The sequence below is a fragment of the Cupriavidus sp. OTU4054 genome (assembly GCF_038440175.1).
In the GTDB taxonomy this organism is placed as follows: domain Bacteria; phylum Pseudomonadota; class Gammaproteobacteria; order Burkholderiales; family Burkholderiaceae; genus Cupriavidus; species Cupriavidus pauculus_D.
Genome location: NZ_JASATF010000007.1, coordinates 176,088 through 189,167 on the forward strand (window position 1 = coordinate 176,088; position 13,080 = coordinate 189,167).

The window sequence follows — 13,080 nt, forward strand, 5'->3', positions numbered from 1 at the left end:
GATCGATAATGAGAATGTTGACCCTTTCCCTGATGCTCGCCGCCGCGTTGAGTATCGTCGCCGAGGTCGCTGTGGCGGCACCGACGCTGCATGTTGTGGCCGAGAGCGACAGCATGATCTGGAACGCCACGGCGATCGACGATGCCGGTGGCATCTACGTGGCCGGCCCGCGCTGGACGGGCTCGCTCGGCCCATCGGTGGCCCGCGTCGGCACCGACGGGGCGCTGGTACCGTTTCCGGACGCAGCGTGGAACGCCGACGCATCGTCGGTTGCCGTCGAGAACCGCTTCGTCAACGTCAATGCGCTCCGGCGCGACGGCGCGGGACAGCTATGGGTCGTCGATACGGGGGTGACGGCCTTTGGCGGGACCGTGGTGCCGGGCGCGGCGAAACTGGTCGCCATCGATCTGGCTACGGGGCAGGTCAGGCGGGTTGTTCCACTTGGCCCGGACGTCGCGCGCACCCATAGCTATATCGATGACATTCGATTCCATGGCGACCATGCCTATCTGACCGACGCGGGGGATCCGGGCCTCATCGTGCTGGATATGCGATCGGGTGTGGCGCGACGGGTGCTGGAAAGCGAGCGTTCCACGACCGCTTCGGCCGGGCGGGATATCGTCGTCGATGGACGGATCTTGCGTGGTCCGGACGGACGTCCGCTGCGTGTTCACGCCGATCCGCTGGAGGTCAGCCACGATGGCCGCTGGCTGTATTTCGGCCCGCTCGAGGGGCCGTGGTCGAAGATCGAAACCCGCTGGCTGAACGACGTCGCCCTGACGCCGGCCCAACTCGCGGGCAAGGTGCAGCCCTGGCTGGACCTGCCGCCCATGGGTGGCTCGGTCATGGATGCCGCGGGCAATTTCTATTACTCGGACCTGGCGTCCGATTCGCTGAAACGGATCTCGCCGGACGGTGTCACGGAAACGGTCCTGACCGACAAACGGCTGCATTGGGTCGATGCGCCCGCATTCGACGGCCAGGGCCGCCTCTATCTGCCCGTGCCCCAGCTTGACCGCATTGGGTTGTTCAATGGCGGGCAGACGCGTCTGGAGCGTCCTGTCCGGCTATATCGGCTGGATCTGCCGCACACGCGCATTCCCGAGTGAAGGGCCTGCAGCCGTCCATCGCAGATGATCAGGAAGTTGCCAGCCGGCTCGTCGAAGGGATCGTGAATCGGATCGCCAATGGCGAGCATCTGGGCCGGGTACATGCCGAAGCCCGTATCGCGATCGAGGCGGCGCGCCGCGCATGCGACAGAGCGACGGAACTGGTTGTCGGCGCCCAGCTTCGGCTGGTGCGGGACCTGCGCCACGACAATCCGGTGCGGCGCCCGATTCCGTTCTCGCTGGCCGCGGTCCTGCCCGCCGACCAGAAGTTGACGGGGCGTTTGAAGGAAACGCGGCGACTCGTGCATCTCTACTCGGGATTGGCCGCATTCTTCGACGACGATCTGCCCCTGGCTACCGAACGGTTTCGCGCGGCGGAAGCACTGGCGACGGATACACCCGGCCGGGCGCCCCACCGAGGCGGTCCATGCCTGGCATTCTTCGGTGCCATCGCCAGACTGAGCGTGACGTCCAGGGGCACGATACCGGCCGAGGTCAGTCCTTCCATCGTTGACGACATCGAGACGAGACGCGCGTTGCTCGAGCAATGGGGCGCGACGGTACCAGGACTCGGCGGAAAGGCGTTGCTGGTCGGCGCCGAGCTGGCGCGCGCACGCGGAGAGCACGTTCTTGCCGCACAGCTTTATTCCAGATCGGCATCGGCCGCCAATGTCAGCGGGCAGCTCATGGTCGAATCGATCGCCTGGGAGTTCTCTGCGAGGCATCACCAATCCCAGGGGAGCGTCGAACTGGCGCTCGAGCATGCCAGGCGGGCACGCTATTGCTATGGAGTTTGGGGGGCGCATGCGAAGGTGCAGCGCTTGATCGTAAGCTACCGTGCGCTTGCCGATGTCTCGGAAGGCGGCGCGGGCGCGCTGCTGCACCGGAGACAAGACATGGAAAACGATTTGCACCAAGGCATGCGGGCGGTTCAGGCATTTTCCGAAGAGATTCTGCTGGAGAAGCTGGTCGAGCGAGTGCTGGACACGATGATTCTTCAGGCCGATGCGCAATATGGTGTGCTGCTATTGATGAGAGGGGGCGAGCCAATCGTCGAATCCATCGGTACGTTGCACCATGGCAGGATCGTCTTCCAGACCATGGCCTCGGCACCCACCGACGCGATCCTCCCGCTGGCGATCCTCAACAAGACGATCAGAAGCCGGCGGCTCGTCGCGTTCGTTGACGCGGGCCAGGCGCTGGCGTCCAGTCGGATGGTCGGGCGGGCCGCTCGCCCCGTGCGCGCTGCGATGTGCTTTCCGCTGATGCGGCAGGGCACGATGGTCGGCGTGCTTTACCTCGAGAACAATCGCCGCACGGAAGCGTTCAGCGCGGACAGGGCGGCGCTTCTGGAGATGCTGGCGCAACATGCCGCCAATTCCATCGTGACCGCGCGTCTGTACAGGGAACTTGTCGATGAGAATGAACGGCGCGCCGAAACGGAGGCCGCATTGGTGAAAGCGAGAGCAGACCTCGCGCGAACCTCCCATTTGACGGCGATGGGCGGCATGGCGGCGTCGATTGCGCATGAAATCAACCAGCCGCTCGCCGCCATCATCAATTGCAGCGGGGCAGGGCGCCGCTGGCTCGCCAGGAGCGTCCCCGATGTGACGGAGGCCGTGGCGGCCTTCGATCAGATCAACAGCGCGGCGGCGCGTACGTCCGAGATTATCCGCGCGCTGCGGGCTCTGGCAAAGCAGACTCCGGCATCGCTGGCACCGCTTGCCATCGATGAAGTCCTGATCAGCGTGCTCGAGCTCATGCGGCCCGAGATCGACGATCGCAGGGTGAGACTGTCGATGTCCTTGTCGGCCTCCGGGAAGGCCGTCTTTGGCGACGGCGTCCAGTTGCAGCAAGTCGTGCTCAACCTGATCACCAACGCGCTGGAGGCCATGACCGAGACGCCGGCGCCGGCCCGCAAGCTTGCCGTGTCGTCGCAAGTCGAGGGCGGTTATGTCTGCGTGAAGGTATCGGATAGCGGAACCGGCATGGATGACACGACCCTCGAGAACATCTTCGATCCGTTCTTCACGACAAAGAGCACGGGGATCGGGATGGGGCTGGCCATCTGCCGCTCCATCATGGAGGCCCATGGCGGGACGCTCGAAGCGTCTTCCGAACCCGGCCACGGTAGCACGCTGACCTTCAGCATTCCCGTCGCGGCGCGAATCTAGAAAAAAGACGCCCGCGCGAGCGGGCGTCCGGATGTGCAGAGAATTGCCTCAAAGCATCGACTTCCCCTGCGCCAGGATCTTGTCGCACACCTGCCTGGTGACCTCGGCCTTCAGCCCGCCCCCGCTCAAATCAAACTTGCTGCCACTGCTGGTGGAAAGAATCCCGCGCGAGCCGTCGCTGTAGTTGCTGTCCCGGGTCCCGCCGGACACCGAGCCGAGCAGCTTGTCCTTCACCGCCGAAGTGGCCGAGTCGGCGTTGAGATAGTTGTTCTTGACGCAGAACTCGATGACACCGGCTGCATTGCCGGCCGAACCGGAACTCAGCGACGAGAGCGACGATAGCGACGATAGCGACCCGCCCCCAGGCGAGCCAAGGCCGCCGAGCGCGCCAGTGGCACCTTGGCCGGAACTGCCGCCTAGCGGCGAGGATTTCAGCATGTCGCCGATCTGGGCGTTGGCGGTGCCGGAGAGCAGGAGCACGGATACCGAAGCGAGCAATGCCGCGCGGCGAGAGAAAGTGGACGCAGTCATAGGGACTCCTTGTCAGGTTTCGCTGTGAATGGCGTCTCCACTATACGCCCCGTACTCGCTCCCGGTCGTGACGTTATCGTTGCGGCATGGCGGGTGCGCGCGGCGAGATGCCGGATCGGTAGCTGAACCACCCGAGGATCGCCACCCCGCCAAGCGCGATAAACGCCGCGCTATAGCCGAAATGATGCGCGATCCACCCGGCGAATGCGGGGCTCAGCGCCGCGCCGACGCCCTGCACGGCCATGACGGCCCCGAGGCCGGCGTTGACGTGGCCTGTGCCTCGGAGGATGCCGGCAACGAGTCCCGGTAGCGCGACGCCGAGCAAGCCTGCTCCGATCCCGTCGAGCGCCTGAACGGGGAGCAGTGCCCATGGCGATGCCCAGGTCCCCGCGATGAGTCCGCGCAGGGGCAATACCAGAAGCGCCGCGACGATGAGCACGCGGTACCCGTGGCGGCTCGCGTAGCGGCCCGCGCCCAGCGCGGCGGGAATCATCACCAGTTGCGCCACGATGACCGTCGCGGCCGTGAAGACGCTCGGGTTCACCAGCCCATGTGCCACGATCGACTGCGCGAACCAGGGCAACATCGCGGCATTGCCGAGATGGAACAGCAGCATCGTGATCGCGAGCATGCGCAGCTCGCGCGATTCGGCCAGCACGCGCAGCGTCGAGGGGGGCTGACCGCCGTCATGCGCCGAAGCGGCGGACGGCGAGCTATCGCCGCGCGCGCGCTCATGATCGATGTCCTCGGGACGGATGCGGATGAGGCAGACGAGCCCCGCGAACGCCATCACGGTCAGCAGCAGGAACACCGCCGACAGCCCCCACAGATAGCCCGCCATGCCGGCCAGCGCTGCCGCCACGACATTGCCGGCGTGGTTCCACGCTTCATTGATGCCCAATTGCCGGGGCAAGTCGTCATGGTCCACGATCCCCAGCGTCAGGCCCATGATGCCGGCGCCCAGCAGCGCGCCCGCAATGCCCGTCACCACCTGAGAGGTCATGGCAATGCCGAACGATGGGCTGGCCCATAGCGCCGCGGTCGCCAGCGTGAGTCCGACGGTGCCGGCCGCGAGCAGCAGCCGCTTGCTGTGCGACCGGTCGACCCATGCTCCCATCGGTGTGGTCGCAAGCATGCCGGCGGCACCGCCGGCCGCCATCACGTAACCGATGTCGTCGGCGCGCCAGCCCTGGCTGAGCAGCAGCACACCGAGAAAGGGCCCGAGTCCGTCGCGGACGTCCGACAGAAAGAAGATCAGGCCCGATAGCCAGTTGCGGGAGCTCACTCGCGTTCTCATCGCGGCACGCGGCGGCGTTCCGTTACGGTGCGGAGCGATAGAGCGGCTGGAGCGCGGAAAGCGCCGAGCCCATGCTCACCGCTTCCAGCGCGGTGCCGTACGCATTGCGCGTGCCGAGTCCCGACGCGGCAAACGGCACGCCCGTCTGCACGGATTGGCGCAGGCTGTCGGGAGGAAAACGAACGATGGTGCCGTCGCCGAGGATGACACCGTTGGTTTCGCCGCGCCGCCCGCTCAGCACCATCAGCACACGTCCTTCGGCCTGCAGCGGCTCCAGGCGCTGCGCCCGCAGATGCGGCGGCAGGGGGCGGCCCTCTCCCAGCGGCGGCGGCTGGTCGTACAAGGTGCGGCCCGTGGCCGTCTGGACGATGGCATCGGCCCGGATCGTGCCTGCCGCCTCCGGCCGGCCGATGATGCGGACGGTGTCCCCGACCTTGACAAGGGACGTCAGCGATGCGGACAGGTGAGGCGGAAACCTGGCGATGGTACCGTCGCCCAGTCGCAAGCCGTCGACTTCACCGTATGGGTTGATGAGCATCTGCCGAACCTGGCCCTCCAACGGGTATCCACCGATCGATACGGGAGATGCCGGCCCCGGAACCGGCGGCGTCGGCGCGTCGGCGGGGTCGGGCGGCATAGCCATCGCACTTGCGCCGCAGAGACCGAAGGCAAGGACTGTGGAGATGGCGATCGTGTGCTGGGACATGGGAGGCTCCTCGTGGTTGGGATGCCTCTATGCGGCGCAAGGACCGTGCCGCGATCTAACTCGCGTGAAATCAATGGGTTACGTTTCCGCCCCCGGTGGGACTGTCCGCCGCCGGGACAGCCATCTGTCACAGATTCGGACACCTGCGTGGCCACCTGCGCGCGGAACGTTCAATCGATCCGGAGCTCGGCAAGCTTGCGGTATAGCTGCTGCCGGGACAGTCCGAGGCGACGCGCGGCCTCCGCCCGGTTGCCGGCGGTCGCCGCCAGTGCGCGCACGATCATTTCCCTTTCGACGCGAGCGACGGCAAGTTCCATGGGGCCATCCCAGTCGATATCGAGCGCCGTGACGGACCGCGCCTGCGCCTCCAGTCCGATATGTTCGACCTCGATGACGGGACCATGGCTGAGAATGGCCGCGCGTTCCATGGCATTGCGCAGTTCCCGCACGTTACCCGGCCACGCATGCGACAGCAGCAGCCGGGCAGCCGGGGCACTCAAACGTTTGGGAGCGTCGCCGCCCAGTTGCCGCAGAAAATGCTCGGCCAGCAGCAGCACGTCGCCCAGTCTGTCGCGCAGCGGCGGCAGCCAGAGCGGGACGACCTGGAGGCGGTACCAGAGGTCCTCGCGGAAGCGACCTTCCTTGACCGCGGCGGGAAGGTCGCGATGCGTGGCGGCGACGATACGGACATCCACGGGCTGGACGCGACTTGCGCCAACGGGCGTGATCTCGCGCTCCTGTAGCACCCGCAGGATCTTCGCCTGCGTGGATAGCGGCATGTCGCCGATCTCGTCGAGAAAGAGCGTGCCGCCATCGGCCTCGCGGAAGCGTCCGATACGATCGCTGACGGCGCCCGTGAATGCGCCCTTGACGTGGCCGAACAGCTCGCTCTCCATGAGTTCGGGAGGGATCGCGGCGCAATTCACCGCGACGAACGGTCTGGCCGCCCGATTGCTGTTGCGATGCAATGCGCGCGCGACGAGTTCCTTGCCCGTGCCGGTTTCGCCAAGGATGAGGACCGTGGCGTCCGTGTTGGCGGCAAGACCAATGCGCTTGAACACCTGGCGCATGGCCTCGCTGCTGCTGACCAGCTCGGTGTCATCCGCGGGCGTGTTGCCGGCAGGCGTGGCGGCCGCTGCCTCGTTGGCTTCACGCCGCAATGCACGCTCGAGCGTTTCCACGAGCGCGGCCCGTGCCACGGGCTTGGTCAGATGGTCGAACGCCCCCAGGCGCATGGCCTCGATCGTGTTGCCGCCGCTCGCGTAGGCGGTCAGCATGATGCAGGGCACGCTCGAGAAGCCGCTTGCGCGACGCAGGAATACCAGGCCATCGTCGCCCGGGAGTCGCAGGTCGACGATCGCGGCATCGACGGCCTCGGTACGGAGCCTGTGCAGCCCCGCGTCGGTGGTCTCCGCTTGCAGGACGAGATGCCCGAGGTCGCGAAGCATCTCCGCCAGGCTCTCGCGGAACGCGACGTCGTCGTCAACGATCAGGATTTGGGCCACGGGAGCTCCATCTCGATGCGTGTTCCCTGCGGCGAGTCCGCAAGATAGATACGTCCATCATGACCCTGAACGATCTCGCGGACGAGCGCCAGGCCCAGTCCCGTGCCTCCCGCACGGCCGGTAGCGAACGGTTCGAACAGCGTGTCTCGCAGGTCGGCGGCAATGCCAACGCCATCGTCGGCCACCCACATGAGCAAGGTGCCGCGGCTCGTGCGACGTGCGCCCAGTTCGATCTCGCCGTCCTGTCCCGTATGCGCGAGGGCATTGAGTACGAGGTTGTCGAACACGCGCACCATCTGCGTCGGGTCGAACAGCGCGAGGCCATTGGCGGCCGAGGCAAGCGCCGGGTCGATGACCAGCCCGATGCGTATCCCTCGCGCATGGGCCGCGTCGGCATGGGCGCTGCGGCGTGCCTCCAGCCAGGCGGCCAGGTCGACGCTCTCGCGCTCGACACGAAACGGCTGCGTCAGGGCCAGCAGGCTCGATACCAGTGTTTCGAGGCGAGCCGTCTGCGTCAGTACGGATTCGAGCGCACCATTGACCCGCGCTTCGCGCAGCTCGGCTGGCGCGGCCATCGCGTTCTCGGCTTTCATGCGCATCGTGCCCAGAGGGTTACGAATCTCGTGCGCAAGCCCCGCGGAAACACGTCCAAGGGTGGCGAGCCGTTCCGCCTGCGCAAGCTGGGTTCGCAGCTGGACGGCCTGGCGCTGCCACCGGGAGATGACCCATCCGAGCCACGCGCCGGAAACGATGACGAGCGCCAGCAGCAGGCTGACCGCGAGCATCAGGATATTGAGCGTTTCCGCGGCAAACAGCGGTACGCGCACCAGCGTCCAGGCGATCAGCCGGCGATCGCCGGCTTCCACCGGACAGGCGGCGAACGCAACGGCTTCACGCAAGCCGGGACGGACGTCGGTCACGAGGCCCGAAGCGTCCTGCGCGCGCTGCGCCATGGAGGCAATGCGGTCGAGTTCGGCGCTGGGTGGATCTCGCTTGATGCCGGTGCCGTCGTAGGTCGGAAACGCATACGCGACCACGCCCGCGCTCTCGCGCCAGAAGCCGCCCTCCACGCCGGGCTGGTCGCGCAGTGCGAGATCGAGAATGGCCTGCGCCGCGGCGGGAGTCAGGACATCGGGGGCACCGGCCGTTGCGGAAGGCTGGCGGTAAAGGCGCGCGGTGCCCGCCTGCAGTGCCTGGCAACTGGTCGCCGTGACCTGCCGCGCATGCGCGATCTGGCGACCCGCGCCCTGGCGGCTCAATAACAGCAGCAGCCCTCCCAGCACGAGGGCCGCCGCCGAAATGGAGAGCCACAGGATCAGCAGGTCGCGTCTGACGACCGGCTCCAGCGAGAGACCGGGTTTTCGTTTGATATCGAACACCGATGGCGTGCAAGCGTTGAACGTTGTTGGCGTTCGATTGTAACCATTCGGTTGGGTCCGGTCAGTGGAACGGCACCCACATCATCTTGACCTCGACGTTGAGCAACCCCGACTTCACGGTCGGATCGTCGTTCGCGATGCGTGTGGCTTCCGCCAGGTCCTTCGCCTTGAAGATCGTCATGCCGCCATCGTCGAGCACGCCCGACAGGCCGCCAGCCTCTTTCATGAACGGGCCGCTCAATACGGTCAGGCCCTGGTCGTGCATCTCGATCATATAGGCCACATGCACGCCGAACTCTGGCTGCTCGTTGTACTTCACGCCCGGTACCCACTTCGGGCCGGGTGTCTGGAATGCGACAAAGTAATGGGGGCCGTTTTCGTCAACCATTTTCCGCTCCTTGCGGTGTCATCGTTGGAGCAAACATCGTTGGAGCAAAGATAGGCGCGCGGCGGGCCGGCCGGTAGAGGGCCCCGGGGCATAGCACGTATGCCCGCGAAGAATAGTCTAGCAAATGCGGTCTAGCGAATGCGGTCTAGCGAATGGCGGTCTAGCGGACGGCGAGCAACGGGTCTGCCGCGAACGTCTCGGCGAGGAAGTCGATGAGCACGCGCGTGCGGGTCGGCAGCCGGCGGCTGCCGGGCCATACGGCGCTGATCGGAAAGGGGGCGGGGCGAAAGTCTTCCAGGAGCGGGACAAGCCGGCCTGCCTCGATATCGCGGGCATAGAGCCAGCCCGCGTTATGGCCGATGCCGAGGCCGGCCAGGACCGCGCCGCGTACGTACTCGGCGTCATTGCTGCGTGCCGGTCCCGCGGGCACATGTTCGGTCGTGCCATGCGGGGTGGCGAACGGCCACGGACGCGGTGCGTCGCGCGACATCATGGCGATGCACGCGTGGCTCGCCAGATCCTCGATGGACTGCGGCGTGCCCGCGCGTGCGAGATAGGCCGGCGATGCGACGGTCGCGTATTGCGTACTGCCGATGCGCCGCGCGATCTCGGTCGAGTCGGTGAGGGGCCCGATACGGATCGCGAGGTCGATACCGTTCTCGATAAGGTTGATATAGCGCTGTTCGACGCTGAACTCGACCGATACCTCGGGATACCGTTCGAAGAACCGCGGCAGATGCGGCACGATCATCATGCGGCCGAATGCCGGCGACAGCGCGACGCGCACCACGCCGGATGGCGCTGCCTCGCCACGGACGACGAGCGATTCGACCTCGTCCACGCGTTCGACGACATCGACGGCGCCTTCGTAGAAACTCTGCCCTGCCTCGGTGAGGCTGAGTCCGCGCGACGTCCGGTTCAGCAACTGCGCCCCCAGCCGCTCTTCGAGGCCCGCGACGATCTTGCTCGCGGTCGGCTGGCCGATGCCCGCGGCGCGCGCCGCCTTCGAGAAGTTGCCCGTCTCCACGACGCGGATGAACAGCCGCATGACATCGATCCGATCCACAGCAGGCTCCCCATTCGCCGTCGCACTGGCGGCTACCTTAGCACCGAAGTGTCTCGTTGTGCCTATGAATGGTGCACCGCGATGAAAAGACTCAAGCAAACAGAAAACGCTCCGATATCCGGGGGAAACCCGTCACCCCAATTTCGTTTTCGTTCTTCTTGATCGCCCCCCACATGAATCGCCTGACCCTGCGTAAGAAACTCTGGATCCCTCTCGTGCTGGCCTGGCTCGGCCTGTTATTGCTGACCGTCACGCATGCGTTCCAGACGCGGCAACTGCAACTGGCCGACCGTCGCGGCGAGCTCGCGAGTGTGGTCGATATGTCGATGTCGCTGATCCGCGACTACGCCGAGCAGGCGCGGCAGGGCAAGATCAGCGAGGCCGATGCCAAGTCGCAGGCCACGGCACGTATCGCCGCGCAGCGCTATGGCAAGGATGGCTATATCACCATCGTCGGGGCGGATTCGGCGGTGGTCATGCATCCGACCAATGCCAAGCTCAATGGCAAGAACATGCGCGATTTCAAGGATGCCAAGGGGTATCCGTTGTACGTGGAGATCGCCGCGCGTGGCGAGTCGTCCGAGGGAACGGGGTACCTGGAATACTGGTGGCCCAAGCCGGGCAGCGACGAACCCAGCCCCAAGATCGGGTATGTGTCGCGCTTCAAGCCGTGGGGCTGGGATCTGATTGCCGGCACGTATATGGATGACATCGAATCCCAGTTCCGCAGTTCGCTGTATCAGTCGGTGGGTCTGCTCGTGCTGCTGGGCATCGCGATCTCGGTGGTGGCGACGCTCGTCATTCGCAGCATCCAGCGATCGGTCGGCGGTGAACCGCCGGTGGCCGCCGCGCTGGCATTGCGCATGGCGAGCGGCGACCTGACCGTGCGCGCGGAAACGCGTGCCGATGATCGCAGCAGCCTGATGTACGCGATCGGCCATATGCGCGACCAGCTCGCCGGCACCGTGGCCGGCATCCAGCAATCGGCCGATGCGATCAACGCGGCGGCGCAGCAGATTGCCGCGGGCAATACGGATCTGTCGAGCCGCACCGAACAGCAGGCCGCGTCGCTGCAGCAGACCGCCGCGAGCCTCGAGCAGATTACCGCCGCCGTGCGCCAGAGCGCGGACAACGCGGCCGAGGCGAGCCGGTACGTGGCGGACGCCGCGCAGATCGCGGAGCGCGGCGGCAGCGTGGCCAGCGAGGTGGTGGACAAGATGCGCGGCATCACCGCGAGCTCGCGCAAGATCAACGACATCATCGGCGTGATCGACGGCATTGCGTTCCAGACCAATATCCTTGCGCTCAACGCCGCGGTGGAAGCGGCGCGTGCGGGCGAGCAGGGCCGTGGTTTCGCGGTGGTGGCGGGCGAGGTGCGGAGCCTTGCGCAGCGCAGCGCGGGTGCGGCCAAGGAAATCAAGACGCTGATCCTCGAGTCGGTGAACGAGGTCGATAGCGGGTCGATGCTGGTGGAGCAGGCCGGCCAGACCATGGCCGAGATCGTTACCGCCGTGGGCCGCGTCACGGCCATCATGGATGGCATCGCCACGGCAACGGCGGAGCAGCGCACGGGCATCGAGGAGGTCAACCGCGCGGTGTCGCAGATGGACCAGATGACGCAGCAGAACGCGGCGCTCGTGGAAGAAGCTAGCGCCGCGGCGGCGTCGCTGGAGGACCAGGCGGGGGCGCTGCATCATGCGGTGTCGGCGTTCCGCGTGGCGGCGTGATCCGACGCTCGTTGGGCGGGCAGCAATAGGCAGGGATTCGGCAGATTCGGAGGTGCCGAAGGGAGTCCGGACGTGTATCGTGCAGTCATGACGCCGCCGGCGGCCACACCCTCAGGATCCCTGCATGCTCGACCACGTATTCCTCACCGTCAGCGACATCGATCGCTCGATCCGCTTCTACGAAGCGGTACTGCCAACCCTCGGCATCACCGCCCGCCACGACTACGACGGCAAAGACGGCCCGCCCGGACATCCGGACCTGAAGGGCTTCGGCGCAAACGGAAGGCTGTTTTTTTGGCTACGGCAGGGTGAGGCCGCCCCGGCTGCCGCGCATGTCGGCTTCATCGCAGACTCGGAAACCGCGGTGAACGCCGCTCATGCGGCGGCACTGGCGGCGGGCGCAACCGAAATCCATCCACCGGGCCCGCAGTTGCACTACGACCCACGCTATTACGCGGCACAGGTCAGGGACCCGGATGGATACAGCCTCGAGTTTGTCTACAAGAGCTGGCAGCACGGGCATTGAGCAGTGGCTCAGGCTGGCGATGTTCGCACCGGCCCCCGGTACCCTCGCGCATAATCCGGCGTCGCGATGCCCGGCTTCAATCGCGGGCAGTCGCGGACCTCGCCGGGGACGATGCGTAGCGGTATGACGCCCGCCCACATGTCCAGGTCGTAGTCGCCGTCCACCTCCTTTACACCGAGGTCGCGGACCTTGGCGGAGACTTCGTCGAGGGCGAAGCGCAGGATCAGCGTGGCGCCGATCTCGCTGGTCTTGTACGGGCGGACGCGATGCCCCGGCAGGAACGACGCGATGACGGCGTCGAGGACCCGTACCTTGTCTTCGCCATCGACGACCTCGCCATGGCCGTAGATCACTACCGAGCGATAGTCCACGCTGCAGCCGAAGCCCGATCGTCCCGCGACGATCGCGTCTACGTGCGTGACCGTGATGCAGGCCGGCGCGCCCGCCGCCAATGTCGTGAGCATGCGGTTCTGCGGGCTCCCGTGCAGGTAGATCGCATCGCCGATGCGCACGATGGTGGTGGGCATCACGCGCGGCATGCCGTCCGCGACGAAACCGACGTGGCAGACCAGCGCTTCGTCGAGGATGGCGTGCACCAGCGCGCGATCGTAGTGCCCACGTTCGGGCCGCCGGCGGATGCGGGTGTTCTCGGTGGGCGTGTAGCTGTCCACG

General features: G+C 66.3%; 12 protein-coding genes. 4 read left to right on the forward strand and 8 right to left on the reverse strand.

The features are described 5' to 3' along the window. Positions 1 to 14: 14 nt before the first annotated feature. A complete protein-coding gene (locus AAHB16_RS11410) occupies positions 15 to 1,109 on the forward strand; it encodes an L-dopachrome tautomerase-related protein (protein ID WP_342050907.1) in 1,095 nt (364 codons plus the stop codon). Continuing rightward, positions 1,106 to 3,283, forward strand: a complete 2,178-nt coding sequence (locus AAHB16_RS11415; protein WP_150374246.1) for an ATP-binding protein — start codon at positions 1,106 to 1,108, stop codon at positions 3,281 to 3,283. The genes AAHB16_RS11410 and AAHB16_RS11415 overlap by 4 nt, the downstream gene beginning before the upstream one ends. A 48-nt stretch (positions 3,284 to 3,331) precedes the next feature. On the opposite strand, the gene AAHB16_RS11420 is transcribed toward AAHB16_RS11415, so the two are convergent. The 7 genes from AAHB16_RS11420 to AAHB16_RS11450 form a co-directional block, all read right to left on the reverse strand. Continuing rightward, on the reverse strand, positions 3,332 to 3,814 hold the full coding sequence (locus tag AAHB16_RS11420) for a DUF2501 domain-containing protein (protein ID WP_150374247.1): 483 nt from the start codon (positions 3,812 to 3,814) through the stop codon (positions 3,332 to 3,334). 73 nt (positions 3,815 to 3,887) lie between these two features. After that, positions 3,888 to 5,099 carry an MFS transporter gene (locus AAHB16_RS11425; RefSeq protein WP_446718084.1) on the reverse strand — a complete coding sequence of 404 codons (1,212 nt, stop codon included), beginning with the start codon at positions 5,097 to 5,099 and terminating at the stop codon, positions 3,888 to 3,890. Positions 5,100 to 5,133: 34 nt separating this feature from the next. After that, on the reverse strand, positions 5,134 to 5,817 hold the full coding sequence (locus tag AAHB16_RS11430) for a hypothetical protein (protein ID WP_342050909.1): 684 nt from the start codon (positions 5,815 to 5,817) through the stop codon (positions 5,134 to 5,136). A 170-nt stretch (positions 5,818 to 5,987) separates the two neighbouring features. Beyond that, complete coding sequence (locus AAHB16_RS11435) at positions 5,988 to 7,322, reverse strand: sigma-54-dependent transcriptional regulator (protein ID WP_342050910.1); 1,335 nt, start codon at positions 7,320 to 7,322, stop codon at positions 5,988 to 5,990. Beyond that, positions 7,307 to 8,701: a two-component system sensor histidine kinase NtrB gene (locus AAHB16_RS11440; protein ID WP_342050911.1), complete on the reverse strand. Its 1,395-nt coding sequence runs from the start codon at positions 8,699 to 8,701 to the stop codon at positions 7,307 to 7,309. The genes AAHB16_RS11435 and AAHB16_RS11440 overlap by 16 nt, the downstream gene beginning before the upstream one ends. 61 nt (positions 8,702 to 8,762) lie before the next feature. Then, positions 8,763 to 9,089 carry a YciI family protein gene (locus AAHB16_RS11445; RefSeq protein ID WP_342050912.1) on the reverse strand — a complete coding sequence of 109 codons (327 nt, stop codon included), beginning with the start codon at positions 9,087 to 9,089 and terminating at the stop codon, positions 8,763 to 8,765. Between the two features lie 160 nt (positions 9,090 to 9,249). Beyond that, entirely contained in the window at positions 9,250 to 10,155 is a 906-nt protein-coding gene (locus tag AAHB16_RS11450; protein WP_342050913.1) for a LysR family transcriptional regulator, read from the reverse strand. A 173-nt stretch (positions 10,156 to 10,328) separates the two neighbouring features. Here AAHB16_RS11450 and AAHB16_RS11455 point away from each other — a divergent pair, with 173 nt between their 5' ends. Together AAHB16_RS11455 and AAHB16_RS11460 are read left to right on the forward strand one after the other, a co-directional pair. Further along, entirely contained in the window at positions 10,329 to 11,882 is a 1,554-nt protein-coding gene (locus tag AAHB16_RS11455; RefSeq protein ID WP_150374253.1) for a methyl-accepting chemotaxis protein, read from the forward strand. Positions 11,883 to 12,006: 124 nt separating this feature from the next. Continuing rightward, positions 12,007 to 12,408: a VOC family protein gene (locus AAHB16_RS11460; protein ID WP_342050914.1), complete on the forward strand. Its 402-nt coding sequence runs from the start codon at positions 12,007 to 12,009 to the stop codon at positions 12,406 to 12,408. An 8-nt stretch (positions 12,409 to 12,416) separates the two neighbouring features. Here AAHB16_RS11460 and AAHB16_RS11465 read toward each other — a convergent pair whose 3' ends face one another. Continuing rightward, a complete protein-coding gene (locus tag AAHB16_RS11465; RefSeq protein ID WP_342050915.1) occupies positions 12,417 to 13,079 on the reverse strand; it encodes a pyridoxamine 5'-phosphate oxidase family protein in 663 nt (220 codons plus the stop codon). Position 13,080: the final 1 nt, after the last annotated feature.

What these genes read in the sequence shown, in the direction of transcription:
- AAHB16_RS11445 (WP_342050912.1), bottom strand. Translation starts at nt 9,089, where the DNA reads ATGGTTGACGAAAACGGCCCCCATTACTTTGTCGCATTCCAGACACCC.
- AAHB16_RS11410 (WP_342050907.1), top strand. Translation starts at nt 15, where the DNA reads ATGTTGACCCTTTCCCTGATGCTCGCCGCCGCGTTGAGTATCGTCGCC.
- AAHB16_RS11420 (WP_150374247.1), bottom strand. Translation starts at nt 3,814, where the DNA reads ATGACTGCGTCCACTTTCTCTCGCCGCGCGGCATTGCTCGCTTCGGTA.
- AAHB16_RS11430 (WP_342050909.1), bottom strand. Translation starts at nt 5,817, where the DNA reads ATGTCCCAGCACACGATCGCCATCTCCACAGTCCTTGCCTTCGGTCTC.
- AAHB16_RS11460 (WP_342050914.1), top strand. Translation starts at nt 12,007, where the DNA reads ATGCTCGACCACGTATTCCTCACCGTCAGCGACATCGATCGCTCGATC.
- AAHB16_RS11455 (WP_150374253.1), top strand. Translation starts at nt 10,329, where the DNA reads ATGAATCGCCTGACCCTGCGTAAGAAACTCTGGATCCCTCTCGTGCTG.